The following is a 20611-nucleotide window of genomic DNA, read 5'->3' as shown; positions in this document are numbered from 1 at the left end:
TTGTGCCAGTCTTTCGCGTGTTGCCAGCGCCTTGGGCGCTCTGTTTTGTCGCTGCGCTTGATGCCATCCGTCATTGAAGCGGGCCTCATATTCTTTCCGGAGAGTGGATGATTCGTCCCTCGGCTTTGCTACTGCTGTGCTGTTCGCTGCTACTGCCGCTGTCGGCGGTCGCGCGTCTGCCCGGACCGCTGCAAGCCGTGCCGGCCAGTAAGGTGCGCGACCTTGCGGAAATCCGCAGCAGTCGTGTGCTGCGGGTGTTGGTCAATCAGAGCCGCAACAGTTCCGGCGAAGTCCAGGGGCAGGCGATCGGGGTCGAGTACCATCGCCTGAGAGCGTTCGAGCAATACCTCAACGGCCATGCCCGTGACGGTCAGGAAATCACCCTCAAGATCATTCCCAAGGCCAAGGATCAATTGCTCGGCGCATTGCAGCGCGGGGAGGGCGATCTGGTAGCGCCAGGCGAGTTGCTCGATCTGCAAGCGGGTTTTGCCGTCAGCACCAGTGAGCCCATTGCCAGCAACGTCCCGTTGGTCCTGGTGGGCATCAAGGGCGAACGCCGTTACACCAAGCTTGAACAGCTTTCCGGCAAGACCCTGGCGTTACCCGCCGGCAGCGCCGCCGGGGATGCCGTCAGCCAGATCAATCAAAAGCTTGCCTTGCACAAACTGCCACCGGTCACAATCGAATGGGTCGATCCGAGCCTTGCCGTCGAGGATGTGCTGGAGATGGTGCAGGGCGGGATCTTCCACCTGACCATCGTCGAGCAGCCGATCGCCGAACGCTGGGGCAAGATCTTGCCCAAGCTGCGTTTCGACAAGCAGGTTCTCATCAGTGATCCGGGAGAAGAGTTCTGGTTCGTGCGCCGTGATGCCTCGATGCTGCGGGCCAGCATTGATCGCTTCCTCACCGTCTACAAAAAACCATCGGATCAGGACGCCGCGTTCCTGCGGATCTATCGGCGTCTCTATCAAGTGCATTACCCGCTGGCCAAGGCGGACCGGCAGCGTCTGGAAAAACTTCGCCCGGTGCTGCAGAAACACGCCGATGCCCAAGGCATGGACTGGCTGAACCTGGCGGCGCTGGCTTTCAAGGAATCGGCGTTGCAGCCCGCAGCCCGCAGTGGCGGTGGCCCGACCGGTCTGATGCAGATCACGTCTGCTGCGGCGCAGCGGGTGGGGGTCAATAATATTCAGGACGTAGACGGCAATGTGCAGGCCGGGGCCAAGTACCTGGCGATGATCCGGAGCAAGTTCTTTGCCAGCCCGAAACTCAACGAGCGCGAACGCATGGCCTTCGTGCTGGCAGCCTACAACATCGGGCCGGAGCGGGTTCAGGGTATGCGCGCAGAAGCCCGGCGGCGAGGATTGAATCCCAACCAGTGGTTCTTCCAGGTCGAACGCGTTGCCATGGAGCAAGTGGGTATGGGGCCCGTCAGCTATGTTAATAGCGTGAACAAGTATTACTTGGCATTCGACCGGGAGCGGGAGTCGTTGGAGCCCCAGGGACAAAAGGTTGCCTCACGCAAATGATCGACTAATCTGATTGTTATGGCGGGTTTTTTGCGCTTTTAACATGTGAATTACTGATTAATATGGCGGCCAACCAACACGCACTTACAAGGAATGAAACAGCATGAGCACTCTGATCAACAAGGTACTGTCTACCCGCGCTGGCTACGGCCTGACCGTTCTGCGCATCGTGGTCGGCATTATTTCCGCCGCTCACGGCTCGCAGAAACTCTTCGGGGCATTCGGTGGCTATGGTCTGGCTGGAACCGCGCAGTACATGGAAAGCCTCGGACTGACGCCGGGTTACCTGATGGCGACACTGTCTGGCGGCATCGAGTTCTTCGCCGGCCTGGCCCTGATCATCGGCCTGCTGGTTCGTCCGGCCGCACTTGGCCTGACCTTCCTGTTGCTGGTCGCGATTTTCTCGGTGCACATCAGCAACGGACTGTTCATGGCCAACAACGGTTATGAATTCGCCCTGGCCTTGCTCGGTGGCAGTATCGCGGTATTGATCGAAGGTGCGGGCAAACTCTCGGCGGACCGCGCCATCGCCGGTTGACCGCTCTGGCTCAACGAAATGGCCCGCATTGTGCGGGCCTTTTTTGTTGAGCGTCATTCTTGACACTGTCCAGTCAGCTTCTCTAGGATGTTGCTCATGCGCCGATTTAAACAGCTACTTGCGGGGCGCCAGGTGACTCATCCAGTTGCCGATAGAAGCCGGAACAGGCTTCGAAATACCGCTAAAGCGCTGGTTCGGTGTTGCCTCTCACCTGCCATGCAGACTTTTGAGGCAGAGACACGACACAATGAATGCACTAAACCCCGTTGTACGTCCCGCGCCGATCACGGCACATCTCACCCAGCGCAATCCAAAAATCCTGCTTGGCGGCAAACATCAGCCGACGCTCTTGCGTTATCTCGATGGCTGGCCACGTCGTACCGGCGGTCCCGCTGCCTTCCTGATCCAGTTTGTCGAAGACGGTGAGTCGCTCGCTCGTTTTGCCGACGACAGTTTCGATCTGGCAGTGATTCAATCCCCCAGCCTCGAAGACGCACCTGAAGTGATCCGGCAACTGACCCGCGTTGCCCGGCAAGGGTTGATTACCCGTCGTTAAAGCTCACGGGTAGTCGATCGCGACGATATAAACACACTGCTCACCGGTGGGTGTCTGGACCCGGACTTCGGCGTCCAGTGCCTTGCCGATCAGGGCGCGAGCCAAGGGCGAGTCGATGCTGATCAGGCCCTGTTTGAGGTCCAGTTCATCCGGCCCGACAATGCGGTAACGCGACTCTTTACCGTCCTCGTCCTCGATCGTGACCCAGGCGCCGAAATAGACCTTGTTCGGATCGCTGGGTTTTTCGCTGACAACCTTGAGCGCTTCCAGGCGTTTGGTGAGAAAGCGCACACGGCTGTCGATCTCTCGCAGCATCTTTTTGCCGTAGGTGTATTCGGCGTTCTCCGAGCGATCACCCTGGGCCGCGGCTTCGCTGACAGCCTGGGTCACCTGGGGCCGACGTACATGCCACAGCTCATGGAACTCCGCACGCATCCGCGCTTCACCTTCGGGGGTGATCAGCGCGGTGCCGGCGGTACGGGGAGGGCGGTAACGGCTCATGGCAACTTCTTGTGGTGGAGACGGCTGAGTCTATCAACCCTCGCGCAGAACTGTCAGCGGGCTGGCGTTCAATGCCCGACGGGTGCCGAACACCCCGGCACCACCAATGAGCGCGGCGCCAATCAGCGGCAGCAACAACAGCCATGGATGCGGATGCCATGGCAGGTCAAAGGCGTAGCGGTAGAGCACCAGGCTCACCAGTTCCGATCCCAATGCCGCCAGCAAACCACTGACGGCACCGAGCAAGCCGAATTCGATGCGCCGAGCCTTGACCAGCAATTGCCGTTCGGCCCCCAGCGCTCGCAGCAACGCACCCTGGCGAATGCGTTCGTCCAGCGTCGCTTGCAGGCCGGAGAACAGCACCGCCATCCCTGCCGCCAACACGAACAACAACACGTACTCCACCGCCAGGGTCACCTGGGCGAGGATGCTGCGCAGTTGCTCCAGCAAGGCTTCGACTTGCAGGATCGTCACTGCCGGGAAGGCGCGGGACAGGTCGACGATCTGTTGGTCATGACCCGGTGCCAGATAGAAACTGGTCAGGTAAGTCGCCGGCAGGTCCTTGAGGGTGCCTGGCTGGAAGATCATGAAGAAGTTCGGCTGGAAGTTGTCCCAGTTGATCTCCCGCAGGCTGGTGACTTTCGCTTCACGATTGACCCCACCAACGCTGAAAATCAGATGATCGCCGAGTTTGAGTTTCAGGCTTTCGGCGACCTTGCCTTCCACCGACACGCCGGGAACATCGTCCGGCGTCTGTTCGCTCCACCAATTGCCGGCCGTGAGTTTGTTGCCCGACGGCAGGTCCGCGGCCCAGGTCAGGCTCAGGTCGCGCTGGATCGCCCGGTCGCCGGCCGACTCCTTGGTGACGATTTGCTGCACCGGTTCGCCGTTGATGCTGATCAAGCGTCCCGGCACCACCGGGTACAGCGGTGCCGATTGCGCCGACACGGCAATCAGGTGATCGGTGAAGGACTGCTTATCAGCCGGCAGGATGTTCAGTGCGAAGTAATTGGGGGCGTTTTTCGGTAACTGGTTTTGCCAGGTATCCAGCAGCTCGCCGCGCAGCAGCGCTATCAGCGCCATCGACAGCAGAATCAGGCCGAACGCCAGGGACTGGCCCGCAGCCGCGAGCGGATGACGCAGCAATTGGCCGAGTCCGAGGCGCCAGGGCAAGGACGCACGAGCAAGCATGCGCCGCAGACTCTTCAACAGCAGCAGCAACAAACCGCCCAGCACCAGCGCTGCAATCACGCCGCCGCCGAGCAGGGCAAAGGTCAGCACCAGGTCCAGGCTCAGGCGCCACATGATCAGGGCGAGGGCGCCCAGCGCTGCGCCGTAGACCATCCAGGTGCTGGAAGGAATCGGCAGCATGTCCCGGCGCAGCACGCGCAATGGCGGAACCCGGCCCAGAGCCGCCAGTGGCGGCAAGGCGAATCCGGCCAGCGCCACCAGTCCGGTGCCGATCCCGGCAACAGCCGGAAACAGCCCGCCCGGAGGCACGTCGGTCGGCAGCAAGTCATGCAGCAGGGCAAACAACCCCAGTTGTGCGAGCCAGCCGAGGAGGGCGCCGCTGATGCTGGCCAGCAGCCCGAGCACAGTCAGTTGCAGGCTGAACAACACCAGGGTTTCCCGGCGTGACAGCCCGAGGCAGCGCAGCAAGGCACTGGCGTCGAATCGACGGGTGGCGAAACGGGTTGCCGACAGCGCCACCGCTACGCCGGACAGCAACACCGCCACCAGGCTGGCCATGTTCAGGTAGCGCTCGGCCTTGCCCAAGGCACCGCCGATTTGCCGGTTGCCATCTCGGGCGTCCTGCAAGCGTTGGTTGGCGGCAAGCCCCGGTTTGATCAGTTGGCGATAGGTCTCCAGCGCCTGGGCATTGCCGCGCCATAGTTCGCGGTAACTGACCCGGCTGCCGGGTTGCACCACGCCAGTCGCCGTGAGGTCGTCAAGATTGATCAGCACCCGTGGAGTAAGGCTGTAGAAATTGCCGGCGCGGTCGGGTTCATACGTCAGCACTCGCGCCAGCTTCAGGGTTTTCATGCCCACGTCGATGCTGTCGCCAATCTTCAAGTCCAGTGCCGTCAGCAGGCGTGCCTCGACCCAGGCTTCACCGGGTTTCGGTCCTCCACCGGGTTCCTCCGCGGCGAAGGGCGCGGGTGCGCTCTTCAGTTCGCCGCGTAGCGGGTAGGTGTCATCGGCCGCCTTGATACTGGACAACTGGATGCCGTTATCGGTGGCGATAACGCTGGAGAACTCCACCACTTGAGCGTGATCCAGACCCAGTTCGGTGCCGCTTTTTATCTGCTCGGGACGCGCCGGTGAACTGCCTTCGAGCAGCAGGTCGGCACCGAGGAATTCGGTGGCCCGCAGCATCATGGCGCCGTTCAGGCGGGCGCCGAAATAACCAATCGCGGTACTCGCGGCCACGGCCACCAGCAAGGCAAAAAACAACACGCGCAGCTCACCGGCGCGGGCATCGCGCAGCAATTGGCGGATGGCGAGACTGAACAGGCGCAACAGCGGCAGACGTGCCATCAAGGCTCCAGAGGGGCGACCAGCAGGCCGGCTTCAAGACGGATCAGGCGCCGGCAGCGATGGGCCAGGCGTTCATCGTGAGTCACCAGCACCAGGGTCGTGCCGCGCTCCTGGTTGAGCTCGAACAGCAAGTCGCTGATGCGCTCGCCGGTGTGGCTGTCGAGGTTGCCGGTAGGTTCGTCGGCAAACAGCACATCGGGTTCGGCGGCAAACGCACGGGCAATCGCCACGCGCTGTTGCTCGCCGCCGGAGAGCTGGCGCGGCGAGTGGGTCAGGCGTTGGCCCAGTCCCACCCGTTGCAGCAATTGGGTGGCGCGTTCGCGGGCGTCTTTGCGGCCATCGAGCTCCAGTGGCAGCATGACGTTTTCCAGGGCATTGAGGCTGTCGAGCAACTGGAATGACTGGAACACAAAGCCCACGTGCTCGGCGCGGATGCGCGCGCGCTGGTCTTCATCGAGGTTGCTCAAGCCCTGGCCGGCGAGAGTGACTTCGCCGCTGCTTGGCAGGTCGAGGCCGGCGAGCAGGCCCAGCAGTGTGGATTTGCCGGAGCCCGAAGCGCCGACGATGGCCAGGCTGTCGCCCTTGTTCAGTTCCAGGCTGAGTTGGTGCAGGATGGTCAGTTCACCTTCCGCGCTGGGAACCACTTTGCTAAGGTCCTTCGCGATGAGAATGCTTGCGCCCATGGAGAGTCCGATGCGTGTCTGGTTTTTGAGTGCTGGCCTGGCCTTGATGTGCATGGCCCAAAACGCAGCGGCGGGTACAGTCCTGATCGTTGGCGATAGTATCAGCGCCGGTTTCGGGCTGGATACCCGGTTGGGGTGGGTGTCGCTGCTTGAGCAACGGCTCAAGCGCGAAGGTTTCAACGATAAAGTGATCAATGCGTCCATCAGTGGCGATACCAGCGCCGGAGGCCAGGCGCGCCTGCCGACGCTGCTTGCAGAGCATAAGCCGCAAGTGGTGATCCTCGAGTTGGGCGGCAATGACGGCCTGCGTGGCTTGCTGCCAACTCAATTGCAACAAAACCTTGCGTCAATGATCGACAGCTCCCGGGCCAGCGGTGCCAAGGTGCTGTTGCTCGGCATGCAACTGCCGCCCAATTACGGCTCCCGCTACACCAAGGCCTTCGCCGAGGTCTACAGCAACCTGGCCGATGAGAAAAAGATCCCGCTGGTGCCGTTTTTCCTCGACGGCGTGGGCGGCCATCCGGACTTGATGCAGGCTGACGGCATACACCCGGCGGCCGGGGCCCAGGACAAGTTACTGGAAAATGTCTGGCCTACTCTAAAACCGCTGTTATGACACTTTTCTAGAGGCAGGCTTTCGGCTAAGGTGGCGCCCCCGATTTGGAGCCCCCGATGCCGCGTCCCGCCTGGTCACTATTTGCCTACCAACTGATCGAGCCTGACGAACAGCTGGATCTGTTCGCCTGCCAGGAAGTGCGGGTACATCTGGTGACCCGTCAACTGGAGTTGGGCGGTTCGGCGGACCGGACCTTGTGTGGCAGTCTGTTGCCGGCTTCGCCTCGCTGGTCGAGTGTTGATCGCCGGGTGTTTCAGGACCAGCGGCTGTGTTCGTTGTGCCGGGCCATTCTTGAGTCGCAGAAGCGGGGGACGTCGCCGATCTGGCCTGAACTGCGGTTTGAGCTTTGATCCGTCAGGAGTCGAGGCGGCCTTCGAGCCGACCTGTCTTTTGTTGACCGTGTACATATCCGTTGCTGCGGTAACGGCGACTTATGGTTTCGCCCTTACGGCGAGTCACTTTTAACAAGCGCCTTAAAAGTAACCAAAAGCGCTCGCCCCGAACGTACGGCCCCTCGCTAAGGCTCGGGGTTCCTTCGCTCCGGTATCCATCCGGGGGCATTGCCCTCCGGTCTGCTTCGCGACGACCTACATGCAATGAGTTCGACTGCGTCGAACGGCGCTGCGCGCCCATCCCCGGATGAACACCTCCACTCAGCCTCCCGAGGGGGCGGGTGGATCAAGATCAAGAGCTGCAGGCGAGCTAACGCTCGGCCTGATGAGTGGTGAAGAGCGACGCGGTGGTGTGGGCTGCTCGGCCTTTGCTCTTCTGTGGGAGCGAGCTTGCTCGCGATGGCGGCCTGACAGCCGACCCAATTCTCAAGGCAAACGAACCCCGCGATCAGGCCGGCCGGTAGGCCGCCTCGCTTTTGCTTTTGCGGTACACGCCCCCTCATGAGGCCGAACGTCAGGGGCAAGAGCCCTTGGTTACTTGGGGCTTTTCCAAGTAACCCGCTGTAAGAGCGGAACCATAGGTGGCCGTTATCAAAAGAATGGATATGTACCCGGTCAAAAATCGCCCATCACACAGCCATCTTCAGGACACCACCCGAAGCAAGCTCACAGTGAACGCCTTGCATTGCCTGCAATCGGGCCATCTCCCCGAAATAACGGACAGCGGTGTACAATCGCGCTCTTATATCTCTGTTGATCATGCGAAGGATTTTCCGGATGTTGCCGCGTTTTCCTGCCGTCACCCGCTGCCTGACTCTTGCCGCCCTCTTTGTGGCCGGTCCCGTTGCAGCATTGGAGTTTCCCCTGCCACCGCCCGGTGAGGACATCATCGGCCAGGTGCAGGTGATCAAGGCCAAGTACGAAGATACCTTCGCCGACCTTGGTACCGCCTACGATCTGGGCTACACGGAAATGGTCGCGGCCAACCCGGGTGTCGATGCATGGTTGCCAGGCGTTGGCACGGAAATCATCCTGCCGACCCGCTTCATCCTGCCACCAGGCCCGCGTGAAGGCATCGTGATCAACCTGGCCGAGTACCGCCTCTACTACTACCCGAAAGGCAAGAACGTGGTGTACACGTTCCCGCTGGGTATCGGTCGTGAAGGCTGGGGCTCGCCGATTGCCCACACCAGCATCACCGCCAAGACGCCGAACCCGACCTGGACGCCTCCGGCTTCGATCAAGGCCGAGCACGCAGCAGACGGTGATCCGCTGCCCAATGTCGTGCCGGCCGGCCCTGACAACCCGCTGGGGCCGTTCAAGTTCACTCTGGGCACACCGGGCTACCTGATCCACGGTTCGAACAAGAAGTTCGGTATTGGCATGCGCACCAGCCACGGTTGCTTCCGCATGTTCAACAACAACGTTCTGGAAATGGCGGGCATGGTTCCGGTCGGTACGTCGGTGCGGATCATCAACGACCCGTACAAGTTTGGTCTGAGTGGCGGCAAGGTCTATCTGGAGGCGCATACGCCGCTGGACGACAAGGGCAACCCGTCGGTGGTCGACAAGCACACCGCAGTCATCAATGCGATGCTCAAGCGTGAAGACATCACCAACAACCTGCGCATGAACTGGGATGTGGTGCGTGATGTGGTCGCCGCTGAAGACGGCCTGCCGGTGGAGATCGCTGTGCCGGGCAACGGCGTCGTACCGATGGTGTCGAGCACTCCGGTCGACCCGATGCAGTAACGCTGGCAAAGAGCCCGTCGGCGCGGACCGCGTCGACGGGTTTTTTATTGCCTGGAGAAACGCCGGGCAATAAAAAAGCCGACCCAAAAAATGGGTCGGCTTGATAACAATCCCGAAGGATTATTACTTGCGGCTAGCTTTGTCCAGCATGCGCAGAGCACGCTCGTTAGCTTCGTCAGCAGTCTGTTGTGCTTTTTGAGCAGCAGCCAGAGCTTCATCAGCTTTACGGTAAGCTTCGTCTGCACGAGCCTGGGAGCGAGCAGCTGCGTCTTCAGTAGCGGTCAGACGTGCTTCGGTTTCTTTCGATGCGCTGCTGCAACCGGTAGCCAGAACTGCGGCCAGAGCCAGAGCAGAGAATTTCAGAACGTTGTTCATCGTGTTCCCCTTCAAGGACTTTCTATTAAGTAGCTATCTCCTCCGATTGAGGAAATAGCCGGCGTACATACTACCCATTACTTGTAGTAAGTAAAACTGACGTGACGCAAGAAGCAAAAAAAATTGTAGGCGTTGATTCTTTTTCGAGCAACTTTTAACTGAATTGTTTAAAAAGTATCCAGCTGCAAGGCCCGTGGCTGAGCGAGCAGGCGAGAAAAAGTTCCTGTGGCACAGCGCTGTTTTTCAGTCTGGCTAAAGTCCGCCTACATGGATTCGTCTACACTTTTGTTCGGCTTTTGTGTAGCGCCTCTCAATATCTTTCTCGATGTTCAGGTGACTTTAACAACGGGCGCTCGTCTTAAGTCTCAACATCCGGCAATGTACAGGCTATCGACCTGGAGTGATCTTCGGTCGAGCCATTCCTGCGTGATCCGGAGCAGCACCCGCCAACCTGCATGATGACGAGCGCACCTTGAGCATTTCTGTCAATGGTGCCTACTATTTGTACGTGCTCGGTAGCGCGAGATCGGTGCAGCTCTTCTCGGTGTCCATTCAGGCACGGGGTGGCGTAGATGTTCCTTCGCCGGAAAAACATCGGTAAGGTAGGGGTCAAAATTCCAGACCCGCGAGGAGTAGTGATGAGCGAGGCGTTGTCCATCCACCATGACCAGGCTGGTCATCAGTTCGAGACCAATGTGGACGGTCATCGTGCCTATCTGACCTATATGGATCTGGGGAAGCAGACCCTGGATATCTATCGCACCTTCGTGCCCAACGCATTGCGTGGTCGCGGTATTGCGGCAGCCTTGACCGAGAAGGCGCTGGAGTACGCTGACGAAATGGGCTACACCGTCATTCCATCGTGCTCCTACGTCGAGCGCTACATGGAGCGTCACCAGCGGCATGCGGCCAAGTTGAGTCAGTGACCTTCAATAAAACGAACACATAAAAAAACGCCGGGTTCAGCCCGGCGTTTTTTTATGTACGCTTTTTGTGCAGCCAATCAGGCGATCAGCTGCGATCGCGTTTAGGCAGCACATCCTTGAGCTTGGCATGCATGCTGCGCAAGGTGTTTTCGGTCGCGGTCCAGTCGATGCAGGCGTCAGTGATCGACACGCCGTATTGCAGGTCGGCGAGGTCTTTCGGGATCGCCTGGCAGCCCCAGTTCAGATGGCTTTCAACCATCAGCCCGATGATCGACATGTTGCCTTCGAGGATCTGGTTGGCGACGTTTTCCATCACCAGCGGTTGCAGGGCCGGATCCTTGTTGGAGTTGGCGTGGCTGCAATCGACCATGATGTTCGGCTTGATCTTCGCCTTGTTCAGCGCCTGCTCGCAGAGCGCAACGCTGACCGAATCGTAGTTCGGCTTGCCGTTGCCGCCGCGCAGCACCACGTGACCGTAGGCATTGCCCTTGGTGGTCACGATCGACACGCCACCTTCCTGGTTGATGCCCAGGAAACGGTGCGGGCTGGAAACCGACTGCAGGGCGTTGATCGCCACGGTCAGGCCGCCATCGGTACCGTTCTTGAAGCCGACGGCCGAGGACAGGCCGGAGGCCATTTCACGGTGAGTCTGGGATTCGGTGGTGCGCGCGCCGATGGCCGACCAGCTGATCAGGTCCTGCAAGTATTGCGGGGAGATCGGATCGAGGGCTTCGGTGGCGGTAGGCAGGCCTTTTTCGGCCAGGTCCAGCAGCAACTGGCGACCGATGTGCAAGCCGTCCTGGATCTTGAACGAGTCGTCCAGGTACGGGTCGTTGATCAAGCCTTTCCAACCGACGGTGGTACGTGGCTTCTCGAAATACACGCGCATGACCAGATACAGGGTATCGGACACTTCGGCAGCGAGAACCTTCAGGCGCTCGGCATACTCGTGGGCGGCCTTGATGTCGTGGATCGAGCAAGGCCCGATGACGACGAACAGGCGGTGGTCGGTGCCATCCAGAATGTTGCGAATGACTTCGCGGCCCTTGGTGACGGTGCGCAGTGCGGCGTCGCTCAGGGGAATATCGCGCTTGAGCTGATCGGGAGTGATCAGTGTCTCGTTGGAGGCGACGTTTAGGTCGTTGATCGGTAAATCAGCCATCGTTTACTCGTCAGGTCACGGGTGCCGGCCGCCAGCGAACCCGCGCGGCGGAGCACAGCAAATTAAGCGCGTCGGGGAGCCGAACCTTAGCGCGTTACACCGTGGCTCGACAATGGGCAGACACCGGTTTGGTGGGGTTTCGCAGTCAGTTTCCCTGCCGCGAGGCGCAAATCGATCAAGAATGCCTCTATTCCAGCACCGGCTGCGCAAAAGCCTTGCGCACCGAGTCGTGAGAGAACTCGTCGGCGTGCTCCTGGACCCATTCGAGGGCCAGCGCCTGGACATCCTGCAAGTCTTCGTTGGTGTCATGCAGGCGGCAGTAGCGTTCGATCTGGCACACCTGCTCGCCCATTCGGGCGCTGAACAGCGTTTGTTCATCAACGAAGGCGATGCCCACCAGATAACCGCGTTTGCGCCGCAGGCACCAGGCGACATAGCCCAGATAGCGCATGTCCGGGTTCACGGTCGGCATGCGCACTTCCAGCGCCGTGCCGTGTCGCCACGCGCGGTGATAATTGCAAGCCATGCCCCCGAGACTGATAGTGTGCAGCTGTCGTCGCGAAATACACTCAGGTTTCAGCAACGTTAGTTCGACGGGCACTTCGTCAGGGTGAGGAATAAAACGTCCCATGAACACAGACTCCATGTGTCGGCCATCTGACATTGTTTCCTCCAGTATAGTGGTCGAATTGGAACTGACCGATTTTGACGCCGACCAACGGCTGCTGGCGATGAGCGGTGTATCGCTGGTCATTTTCACCAGTGTCGGCTGCGCCAGTTGCCGTTTTGCCCGCGAGCAATTGCCGACACTCGACCTGGCAGTCGATCGACTGTGCTGGATCGATGCCGGCAACAACGGCGGGCTGGTCGAGCGTTATCAGGTCTTTCACTTGCCGGCGCTGTTTGTCGTTCGCGACGGCGAATTCTTTGGAGCACTGAAGTCGCGCCTGACCGACACCGAGCTCAATCGGGCCGTGCGCCAGGCGCTGAGTCGAACAGCAGAGGAGTTGCCATGATGGGAACAGTTGCCAGGCCGACGATCGGCATTATCGGGACCGGCGCAATCGGCGGTTTCTACGGGGTGATGCTGGCGCGTGCCGGTTTTGATGTGCACTTTCTGCTGCGCAGCGAATTCTCCGCAGTGGCCGAGCACGGGTTGCAAGTCGATAGCGCGCCCCACGGTGCGCTGAAGCTGAATCCGGTACAGGCTTATTCGAACGCTGAAGACCTGCCACCCTGCGACTGGCTGCTGGTGGGCGCGAAAACCACCAGCAACGCTGACCTGGCACCTGCCATCCTGCAGGCGGCGGCACCGAACGCCAAGGTACTGCTGTTGCAAAACGGCCTGGACGTCGAAGACAGCCTGCGCGAGTTGCTCCCCGATTCGCTGCATGTTCTCGGAGGGCTGTGCTACATCTGCGTCCATCGCGAGGCGCCGGGTGTCATTACCCATCAGGCGCTGGGCGCGGTGCATGTGGGTTATCACAGCGGTCCCGCCGATGGGCCGGCACGCAGCGCAATTGTCGAGGAGGGCGTCGGGCTGTTTCGCAGCGCCGGCCTCGATTCCCAGGCCATGGCGAACCTGCACCAGGCGCGCTGGCAAAAACTGGTCTGGAATATCCCTTACAACGGTCTCTCGGTTTTGCTGGGGGCGAGCACTACACCGTTGATGGCCGATGCCGACAGTCGCGAGCTGATCAAGGCGCTGATGGCTGAAGTGGTGCAAGGCGCAGTCGCGTGCGGGCACGACATACCGGCAGGGTATGCCGAGCACCTGTTCATGGTGACCGAGAAAATGCCCGACTACTGGCCGAGCATGTACCACGATTACTTGCACAAGCGACCGCTGGAACTGGCCGCGATCTACGCCCGGCCTTTGGCGGCGGCGAAGGCAGCCGGGTGTGAGATGCCACGCATCGAGGCCTTGTATCGCAGTTTGAGTTTCATTGATCGACGCAACACCTGAGTCGACCGACCTGAGGGGGAAGGGCATGCCAAAGGCAATTGACGACAAGCTGGTGCTGGCGATTTCTTCGCGGGCGCTGTTCGACCTGAGCGAAAGCCACAAGGTCTACCTGTCGAGTGGCGTCGAAGCCTACCGGCAATATCAGATCGAACATGAAGACGAAATCCTCGAACCCGGCGATGCCTTTCCGTTGGTGCAGAAACTCCTGAACCTCAACAACAGCCTCGGCCGCGCCCGGGTCGAGGTGATTCTGGTGTCGCGCAACAGCGCCGACACCGGGCTGCGGGTATTCAACTCGATTGACCACTACGGACTGGCGATTTCCCGTGCGGCATTTGTCGGCGGGCGCAGTCCGTATCCCTACCTCAAGGCCTTTGGCTGCGACCTGTTTCTCTCGACCCACGCCGAAGACGTGCGCAATGCACTGGACGCCGGGTTCGCGGCGGCGACCATTCTGTCGGGCGGTGCCAGCCGTGCGGCCAGCGACGAATTGCGCATTGCCTTCGACGGAGACGCGGTGCTGTTTTCCGATGAGTCGGAGCGCATTTATCAGGCCGGTGGTCTGGAAGCGTTCCAGGCCAGCGAGCGTGAGGCCGCCCGCGAGCCGTTGCGCGGTGGGCCGTTCAAGGGCTTTCTCGCCGCCCTCAATCTGTTACAGCGTGAGTTCCCGGAGGACACCTGTCCGATCCGTACCGCGCTGGTCACGGCGCGATCGGCGCCAGCCCATGAGCGGGTCATTCGCACGTTGCGCGAATGGGACATCCGTCTCGACGAGTCGCTGTTCCTCGGCGGCCTGACCAAGTCGGCCTTTCTCGAAGCCTTCGCAGCCGATGTGTTTTTCGACGATCAGGCCGGCCACTGCGAATTGGCCCGTGAAGTCGTCGCCACCGGTCATGTGCCCCATGGCATAAGCAATGAGCAAAAGGTTTAAGCCCACCGTTCAATGCGTTGCGCCGGACGCCGTAGTCGCCAAGGCACTGCTAAGCTGAATCAAATCTCCGCCATGTTGGCAGTCGAGGAGGTCATATGATTCGTTCGATGCTGTATGCCACTGACCTTGGCCTGTACGCGCCCGTGGTGATGCAGCATGCCCTGGAACTGGCCAGGACCTTCAATGCCAGTTTGTATGTCGTGCATGCGGTTGAACCCATGGGGTTGTTTGCCGAATCGGTGCTGCAAAGTTATCTCGATGAACAGGCGCTGAACGAGTTTCACAGCCAGGGCCTCAATACGGTGATCGCCAGTATCGAGCAGCGGGTGCTCGACAGTTTTCGTGAAGAATTGGGGGATGAGGGGGAGCATGACCTGGAGCGGATTCAGGCGGTGCGGGTGCTGCAGGGCGATCCATCGCAGGTGATTCTGGATCAGGCGCAGAAACTCTCCGTGGATTTGTTGATCGTAGGTAGTCATAGCCATGGTGCTGGTGCGGAAACGCCTTTGGGGCGAACCGCCGCCCGCGTGTTGCAACTGTCCAAGGTGCCGGTCTATCTGGTGCCGCTGGTGCAACGTCGTCGTCAAGGGGACCGCTAGGACACGAATAATGGCAATCTGATAAAAAAGTTCTAGATTTATTCTTCGAGCCATTAATATAGTTATATATCGTCGCTGATGCCCGTGGCGTCTACCTGCTTTGAGGGATTCATATGAAGCTTCAACAATTGCGCTACATCTGGGAAGTGGCGCACCACGACCTCAACGTTTCCGCTACAGCCCAAAGTCTTTACACCTCTCAACCGGGCATCAGTAAACAGATCCGTCTGCTGGAAGACGAACTGGGCGTCGAGGTTTTTGCCCGCAGCGGTAAACACCTGACCCGGGTCACCCCGGCTGGTGAGCGCATCATCACCACCGCTGGCGAGATTCTGCGCAAGGTTGAAAGCATCAAGCAGATCGCCCAGGAATTCTCCAACGAGAAGAAGGGCACCCTGTCGATCGCCACGACTCACACCCAGGCGCGTTATGCGTTGCCGCCGGTGATCAGCAATTTCATCAAGCAATACCCGGACGTTGCCCTGCACATGCACCAGGGTTCGCCGATGCAGATCGCCGAAATGGCCGCTGACGGCACCGTGGATTTCGCCATTGCCACCGAAGCGCTGGAGCTGTTCGGTGATCTGGTGATGATGCCGTGCTACCGCTGGAACCGTTGCGTGGTCGTGCCCCAGGGCCACCCGCTGACCAAGCTGTCGAAACTGACCCTCGAAGCGCTGGCCGAATACCCGATCGTGACGTACGTGTTCGGTTTTACCGGCCGTTCGAAACTCGACGAAGCCTTCAGCCATCGTGGCCTGACGCCGAAAGTGGTGTTCACCGCCGCCGACGCCGACGTGATCAAGACCTATGTTCGCTTGGGTCTGGGCGTGGGCATCGTGGCGAAAATGGCCGTCGACAGCAAACTCGACAGCGACCTGGTCGTGCTTGATGCCAGTGAGTTGTTCGAGTCCAGCGTGACCAAGATCGGCTTCCGTCGCGGCACCTTCCTGCGTGGTTTCATGTGCGACTTCATCGAGAAGTTCGCGCCACACCTGACCCGCGAAGTCATGGCCAAGGCCATTCAATGCCACAACAAGCAGGAACTGGAGGAGCTGTTCGACGGTGTCGAACTGCCTGTTCATTAAACCTGTTTAAACGACCTCGGTGACAGCGAACTGTTGCCGAGCGCCCGCCACCAGAATCTCCACCTCATCGCCCTCGAACTTGCCCAGCAGGCTTTTGCCCAGCGGTGAGCGCGGGGTGATGACGGTAATCAGTTGCCCCACCAGATCGACCTTCAGCCCGGCTGCATCGGGGGCGAGAAACAGCCATTGTTCGCGCCCCTTTTCGTCCTCGAGCCCGAGCAGTGCGCCCACTTCGATGCCTCGCTGATCGTCATACGGGCGCAGGGCCATGTTCTGGCAGAGGCTCAGTGACTGGCGAATTTCTTCGACCCGTCTGGCTTGTCCGGCCGCGAGATAGGACGCTTCCAGCCCCAGGGTGTCGTACTTGTTCTCGGCGATGTTTTCTTCATGGGTCGCCGTTTCGTAAGCGGTTTGCGCGGCCCGTTCGGCGATGTCGAGATCGATCCGCAGCTTGTCGAGAATCAGTTGGTGGACGGTATGCTTATTCATGATCAATCGCAGAATTGCAGGATGTTGGCGCGGCTTTTTTCGCTGGGTGCAGTGCGGTCCTGCTGCAGCCAGAACTGACAGCTTGGGTTGGACAGGTTGCGACTGCTGCTGCGTGCCTGATCGAGCCGTTGCTGCTGCTCGTTCTTGCGCAGGTTTTCTTCATATTGCTCGAACAGCGGGCTCTGTGGCGGGATGTCCGGCACCGATTGGGCCACCACGGGTGGTTTGGCCAGTTGCTCCACAGCTGCCGCCACGGGTGCCAATTGTTCGCTGAAAAGCAGGCGCGAAGCGAGCCAGCAGGTCAGCACAATGGCAATGAATCCCAACCACATGCCCAGGGCGATGCTGCCGGTCAGTTGCAGGGCGTTGAGGCTGATTGGGAAGGATCGGCGCGGAGTGGGACGGTGGGGCATGGTTGCCTCCTGGCGAAAGGTCACTGGCGAGTGGCGATTGTCGCATGAAGAATAATCGCCGTCGGCTCTTCTGCACGGGGTAATTTATGCGGACAATCGGCGCCTTTGCCAACGGGAGCCTGGAATGCCTGAAATGAAAACCCGCTGGGATATTTTTTGCACCGTGGTCGACAACTTCGGCGACATCGGCGTGACCTGGCGACTGGCCCGGCAACTGGTGGCCGAACATGGGCTGGCGGTGCGTCTATGGGTCGATGACCTGCGAGCGTTTGAACGCCTGTGCCCGGAAATCGACATCCACGCTTCGCAGCAGTGGCAGCACGACGTCGAAGTGCGCCAATGGCCCGCCGAGTGGCAGCCGACTGAAGCCGCCGATGTGGTGATTGCTGCCTTTGCCTGCCAATTGCCGAGCGCCTATATGGACGCCATGGTCGAACGGGAGAAGACGCCGCTGTGGATGAACCTCGACTATCTGAGTGCCGAGGACTGGGTCATCGGTTGCCACGGTTTGCCCTCGGTGAAGTACAAAAGCGTGCAGAAGTTCTTTTTCTTCCCTGGATTCCAGAGGGGCACCGGCGGATTGCTGCGTGAGCGAGGGTTACTGGAACGGCGTCGGCAATTTCAGCAAAACCCGCAGGCTCGAAGAGAGTTCCTGCAAGGTATGGGGATTGATCCTGCGCCCGGCGCGCAGCTGATTTCATTGTTTGCCTACGAAAACACCGGTTTGGCCAGTTGGCTCGACGGGATGGCAGGCGATTCGACGACCACTCATCTGCTGGTGCCGGAAGGGCGGATTCTCGGCGACGTCGAGCGTTGGCTCGGTGTGCAGGGTTTGGCGGCCGGTGCCGTGCATGTGTGTGACGCCTTGACCGTGCAAGTGCTGCCATTCGTCCGCCAGGACCAATACGACCGGTTGCTGTGGTGCTGCGATTTCAATGCCGTGCGCGGCGAAGACTCCTTTGTGCGCGCCCAATGGGCCGGCCGGCCATTTCTTTGGCACATCTACCAGCAGGAAGAAGGCATCCACCTGGACAAGCTCGAAGCCTTCCTCGAACTCTATGTAAAGGGGTTATCTGCGCCTGCGCGGGAGGCGATCAGCGGTCTTTGGCGGGCGTGGAACGCTGGTGAAAAAATAGCCGACCACTGGCAATTCACCCGTAAACACTGGCCAGAGCTGGAAAAACACGCCGAGGCGTGGTGTCTGGAACAGGCCTTGCAGGCCGATCTTGCCACGGCGCTGGTACAGTTTTATGGAAATTGGATATGATACGCGGCCTAGATTTTTGTAAATCCCATCCAAATTCGGATATTCGCAATGAAAACTGGTAAAGAACTGAAACCCGGGACCGTGATTCGTCTCGAAAACGATCCTTGGCTGGTTCAGAAAGCTGAATTCACCAAGTCCGGTCGTAACAGCGCGATCATGAAGACCAAGCTGAAGAACCTGCTGACCGGTTACAAGACCGAGATCGTTTACAGCGCCGACGACAAACTGGACGACGTAATCCTCGACCGCAAAGAAGCGACCCTGTCCTTCATCAGCGGCGACACCTACACGTTCATGGACACCACCGACTACACCATGTACGAGCTGAACGCTGAAGACATCGAAGCCGTTCTGCCTTTCGTTGAAGAAGGCATGACCGATGTTTGCGAAGCGATCTTCTTCGAAGAGCGTCTGGTTTCCGTAGAGCTGCCGACCACCATCGTGCGTCAGGTTGACTACACCGAAGGTTCCGCTCGCGGCGACACTTCCGGCAAGGTGATGAAGCCTGCCAAACTGAAGAACGGTACCGAGCTGTCGGTTGCTGACTTCATCGAAATCGGCGACATGATCGAGATCGATACCCGCGAAGGCGGTTCCTACAAAGGCCGTGCCAAATAAGCACTGCTTGAGGAATGAAAAAGCCCGACCATTGAGTCGGGCTTTTTTGTGTCCGCGATTTCGGGTTCAACCAGAAACCCTGTGGGAGCGAGCTTGCTCGCGAAAGCGGTTTGCCAGACACATTCTCATTACCTGACACGCCGCCTTCGCGAGCAAGCTCGCTCCCACAGTTTTTATTTCAGGTGTTCCTTGAGCTCCTGCGAAGCCTGCAGCATCGCCGAACGCACCGCCGGCACCTGGCTCACCACGTTGAGCAAACCGTAGTCGTGGATCAGGCCGTTGTAGCGAACCGAGGTCACCGGCACACCGGCTTCATCGAGTTTGCGGGCGTAGGCTTCACCTTCATCGCGCAGCACGTCGGCACCGGCGGTCTGCACCAGGGCAGGTGGCAGTCCTTTCAACTGGGCGGTGGTTGCGCGCAGTGGCGAGGCGTAGATCTCGTTCCGCTGATTGGCGTCGGTGGTGTAGTTGTCCCAGAACCACTTCATCATGTTCCTGGTGAGGAAGTGTCCTTCGGCGAACTGGTTGTACGACGCCGTTTCGAAGTTGGCATCAGTCACCGGCCACAGCAGTACCTGGAACTTGATCGCCGGTGTGCCCTTGTCCTTGGCCATCAGTGCTACCACTGCCGCCATGTTGCCGCCGACACTGTTGCCGGCTACCGCCAGGCGCTTGCCATCAACGTTGATCTCTTTGCCGTGCTCGGCCACCCATTGGGTCGCGGCGTAAGCCTGGTTGATCGCCACCGGGTAATGCGCTTCCGGCGACGGCGTGTAGTTTACGAAGACGGCCGCTGCACCCGAACCCGTCACCAGGTCTCGAACCAATCGCTCGTGGGTCGGGAAGTCCCCCAGCACCCAGCCACCGCCGTGGAAGAACATGAACACTGGCAGCTCACCCTTGACCCCGGCCGGCCGGACGATGGTCAGGCTGATCGGTTGGCCGTCGACTTGAATGGTCTTCTGGCTGACATCGGCTTTTGGCCGCGTCAGCTTCACCCCGGCCTGCGCGCCTACCAGAACGGCGCGGGCCTCGGCGGGCGTCATTTGTTCCATCGGCTTGCCGGTACCGGCGTTCAGAACGTCGAGGAATGCCTGGGTGTTGTGTTCAACCCCAGTACCTGCAAACGCGTTGCTGATGGACAAGGCGAGAAGGGTACCGGTCAAGACTTTGCTGAAAGTGTTCATGTTCGTTTCCTGTTCGGGCCTGGGTAGTCAGCGCTTAGACGGTTACGTGCAGACGCACATCGACGTTGCCACGGGTGGCGTTGGAGTACGGGCAGACCTGGTGGGCCGCATCGACCAGCGTTTGTGCATCGGCTTGTTCAAGGCCCGGCAGGCTGATGTGCAGGTCGATGTCCAGACCGAAGCCGCCAGGGATCTGGCCAATGCCGACGTGGGCGGTGATCGAAGCGTCGTTCGGGATGCTGCGCTTGGTCTGGCTGGCCACGAATTTCAGGGCACCGATGAAGCAGGCGGAGTAGCCGGCGGCGAACAGTTGCTCAGGGTTGGTGGCTGCGCCGCCGGCCCCACCGAGTTCTTTCGGGGTGGCGAGTTTGACGTCGAGGATGTTGTCGCTGGAAACCGCACGACCGTCACGGCCACCGGTGGAAGTTGCGATTGCGGTGTAGAGAGTTTGCATGGTGAAAGCCTCGTTCAGGGTTTGGTTTGTT

24 protein-coding genes are annotated in these 20611 nt (G+C 59.9%); 14 read left to right on the top strand and 10 right to left on the bottom strand.

The genetic code is table 11. The features are described from left to right. The first annotated feature begins 107 nt into the window (after positions 1-107). The 3 genes from AC1D1M_RS07080 (at position 108) to AC1D1M_RS07070 (ending at position 2623) form a co-directional block, all read left to right on the top strand. Positions 108-1529 carry an MltF family protein gene (locus AC1D1M_RS07080; RefSeq protein WP_477775077.1) on the top strand — a complete coding sequence of 474 codons (1422 nt, stop codon included), beginning with the start codon at positions 108-110 and terminating at the stop codon, positions 1527-1529. A gap of 103 nt (positions 1530-1632) precedes the next feature. Next, positions 1633-2067 carry a DoxX family protein gene (locus AC1D1M_RS07075; protein ID WP_477775076.1) on the top strand — a complete coding sequence of 145 codons (435 nt, stop codon included), beginning with the start codon at positions 1633-1635 and terminating at the stop codon, positions 2065-2067. A 247-nt stretch (positions 2068-2314) separates the two neighbouring features. After that, positions 2315-2623 (top strand): hypothetical protein, encoded by a 309-nt coding sequence (locus AC1D1M_RS07070; RefSeq protein ID WP_008001428.1) that lies wholly within the window; start codon positions 2315-2317, stop codon positions 2621-2623. 3 nt (positions 2624-2626) lie between these two features. Here the strand turns inward: AC1D1M_RS07070 and greB are convergent, their stop codons facing one another. Genes greB through AC1D1M_RS07055 form a run of 3 tightly spaced genes read right to left on the bottom strand, consistent with a single transcriptional unit; the run spans position 2627 to position 6345 of the window. Next, positions 2627-3124, bottom strand: a complete 498-nt coding sequence (gene greB / locus AC1D1M_RS07065; protein WP_007973570.1) for a transcription elongation factor GreB — start codon at positions 3122-3124, stop codon at positions 2627-2629. A 33-nt stretch (positions 3125-3157) separates the two neighbouring features. Then, positions 3158-5662: an ABC transporter permease gene (locus tag AC1D1M_RS07060; RefSeq protein WP_477775075.1), complete on the bottom strand. Its 2505-nt coding sequence runs from the start codon at positions 5660-5662 to the stop codon at positions 3158-3160. Beyond that, positions 5662-6345 carry an ABC transporter ATP-binding protein gene (locus AC1D1M_RS07055; RefSeq protein ID WP_046043370.1) on the bottom strand — a complete coding sequence of 228 codons (684 nt, stop codon included), beginning with the start codon at positions 6343-6345 and terminating at the stop codon, positions 5662-5664. Before AC1D1M_RS07055 ends, AC1D1M_RS07060 begins: the two co-directional genes overlap by 1 nt. Positions 6346-6355: 10 nt before the next feature. Between AC1D1M_RS07055 and AC1D1M_RS07050 the strand changes: the two genes are divergently transcribed. The 3 genes from AC1D1M_RS07050 (at position 6356) to AC1D1M_RS07040 (ending at position 9105) form a co-directional block, all read left to right on the top strand. Then, on the top strand, positions 6356-6961 hold the full coding sequence (locus tag AC1D1M_RS07050) for an arylesterase (RefSeq protein WP_477775074.1): 606 nt from the start codon (positions 6356-6358) through the stop codon (positions 6959-6961). A gap of 56 nt (positions 6962-7017) precedes the next feature. Next, a complete protein-coding gene (locus AC1D1M_RS07045) occupies positions 7018-7311 on the top strand; it encodes a hypothetical protein (protein WP_007991769.1) in 294 nt (97 codons plus the stop codon). Between the two features lie 819 nt (positions 7312-8130). Beyond that, positions 8131-9105 carry a L,D-transpeptidase family protein gene (locus AC1D1M_RS07040; protein WP_477775073.1) on the top strand — a complete coding sequence of 325 codons (975 nt, stop codon included), beginning with the start codon at positions 8131-8133 and terminating at the stop codon, positions 9103-9105. Positions 9106-9228: 123 nt separating this feature from the next. Here the strand turns inward: AC1D1M_RS07040 and oprI are convergent, their stop codons facing one another. Beyond that, positions 9229-9480 carry an outer membrane lipoprotei OprI gene (gene oprI, locus AC1D1M_RS07035; protein ID WP_003199355.1) on the bottom strand — a complete coding sequence of 84 codons (252 nt, stop codon included), beginning with the start codon at positions 9478-9480 and terminating at the stop codon, positions 9229-9231. Positions 9481-10118: 638 nt separating this feature from the next. Here oprI and AC1D1M_RS07030 point away from each other — a divergent pair. Continuing rightward, entirely contained in the window at positions 10119-10406 is a 288-nt protein-coding gene (locus AC1D1M_RS07030) for a GNAT family N-acetyltransferase (protein WP_007973562.1), read from the top strand. An 85-nt stretch (positions 10407-10491) separates the two neighbouring features. Here AC1D1M_RS07030 and AC1D1M_RS07025 read toward each other — a convergent pair whose 3' ends face one another. Together AC1D1M_RS07025 and AC1D1M_RS07020 are read right to left on the bottom strand one after the other, a co-directional pair. Beyond that, on the bottom strand, positions 10492-11568 hold the full coding sequence (locus tag AC1D1M_RS07025; RefSeq protein WP_477775072.1) for a 3-deoxy-7-phosphoheptulonate synthase: 1077 nt from the start codon (positions 11566-11568) through the stop codon (positions 10492-10494). A 187-nt stretch (positions 11569-11755) separates the two neighbouring features. Then, positions 11756-12199, bottom strand: a complete 444-nt coding sequence (locus tag AC1D1M_RS07020) for a PilZ domain-containing protein (protein ID WP_477775071.1) — start codon at positions 12197-12199, stop codon at positions 11756-11758. Here AC1D1M_RS07020 and AC1D1M_RS07015 point away from each other — a divergent pair. The 5 genes from AC1D1M_RS07015 to cysB all read left to right on the top strand — a co-directional run bounded on the left by AC1D1M_RS07015 (position 12198) and on the right by cysB (position 16152). Next, positions 12198-12584, top strand: a complete 387-nt coding sequence (locus AC1D1M_RS07015) for a thioredoxin family protein (protein WP_477775070.1) — start codon at positions 12198-12200, stop codon at positions 12582-12584. The two genes, AC1D1M_RS07020 and AC1D1M_RS07015, sit on opposite strands and share 2 nt — an antisense overlap. After that, positions 12581-13534 carry a putative 2-dehydropantoate 2-reductase gene (locus AC1D1M_RS07010; protein WP_477775069.1) on the top strand — a complete coding sequence of 318 codons (954 nt, stop codon included), beginning with the start codon at positions 12581-12583 and terminating at the stop codon, positions 13532-13534. Before AC1D1M_RS07015 ends, AC1D1M_RS07010 begins: the two co-directional genes overlap by 4 nt. A gap of 25 nt (positions 13535-13559) precedes the next feature. Continuing rightward, positions 13560-14465, top strand: coding sequence for a 5'-nucleotidase (locus AC1D1M_RS07005; protein ID WP_046043378.1), 906 nt, complete (start codon positions 13560-13562; stop codon positions 14463-14465). 95 nt (positions 14466-14560) lie between these two features. Then, positions 14561-15064, top strand: coding sequence for a universal stress protein (locus AC1D1M_RS07000; RefSeq protein ID WP_056727114.1), 504 nt, complete (start codon positions 14561-14563; stop codon positions 15062-15064). A 113-nt stretch (positions 15065-15177) separates the two neighbouring features. Then, positions 15178-16152, top strand: a complete 975-nt coding sequence (cysB, locus tag AC1D1M_RS06995) for an HTH-type transcriptional regulator CysB (RefSeq protein WP_007998136.1) — start codon at positions 15178-15180, stop codon at positions 16150-16152. Between the two features lie 6 nt (positions 16153-16158). Here cysB and AC1D1M_RS06990 read toward each other — a convergent pair whose 3' ends face one another. Continuing rightward, the gene (locus tag AC1D1M_RS06990; RefSeq protein ID WP_477775068.1) at positions 16159-16641 is read right to left on the bottom strand and encodes a GreA/GreB family elongation factor; all 483 of its coding nucleotides are present in this window, start codon (positions 16639-16641) and stop codon (positions 16159-16161) included. A 2-nt stretch (positions 16642-16643) separates the two neighbouring features. After that, complete coding sequence (locus AC1D1M_RS06985; protein WP_477775067.1) at positions 16644-17054, bottom strand: hypothetical protein; 411 nt, start codon at positions 17052-17054, stop codon at positions 16644-16646. A gap of 124 nt (positions 17055-17178) precedes the next feature. Between AC1D1M_RS06985 and earP the strand changes: the two genes are divergently transcribed. Beyond that, the gene (gene earP / locus AC1D1M_RS06980; protein ID WP_477775066.1) at positions 17179-18321 is read left to right on the top strand and encodes an elongation factor P maturation arginine rhamnosyltransferase EarP; all 1143 of its coding nucleotides are present in this window, start codon (positions 17179-17181) and stop codon (positions 18319-18321) included. A 48-nt stretch (positions 18322-18369) separates the two neighbouring features. Further along, positions 18370-18939 carry an elongation factor P gene (locus AC1D1M_RS06975; RefSeq protein WP_007943632.1) on the top strand — a complete coding sequence of 190 codons (570 nt, stop codon included), beginning with the start codon at positions 18370-18372 and terminating at the stop codon, positions 18937-18939. 173 nt (positions 18940-19112) lie between these two features. Here the strand turns inward: AC1D1M_RS06975 and AC1D1M_RS06970 are convergent, their stop codons facing one another. Beyond that, positions 19113-20126, bottom strand: a complete 1014-nt coding sequence (locus tag AC1D1M_RS06970) for an alpha/beta hydrolase (protein ID WP_477775065.1) — start codon at positions 20124-20126, stop codon at positions 19113-19115. A 34-nt stretch (positions 20127-20160) separates the two neighbouring features. Next, a complete protein-coding gene (locus tag AC1D1M_RS06965) occupies positions 20161-20580 on the bottom strand; it encodes an organic hydroperoxide resistance protein (RefSeq protein ID WP_218494460.1) in 420 nt (139 codons plus the stop codon). Positions 20581-20611: the final 31 nt, after the last annotated feature.

Source organism: Pseudomonas sp. P1_F7 (genome assembly GCF_056405655.1).
Note: the sequence above shows the minus strand (reverse complement) of the source record. Positions and strands in the feature narration are given on the sequence as shown.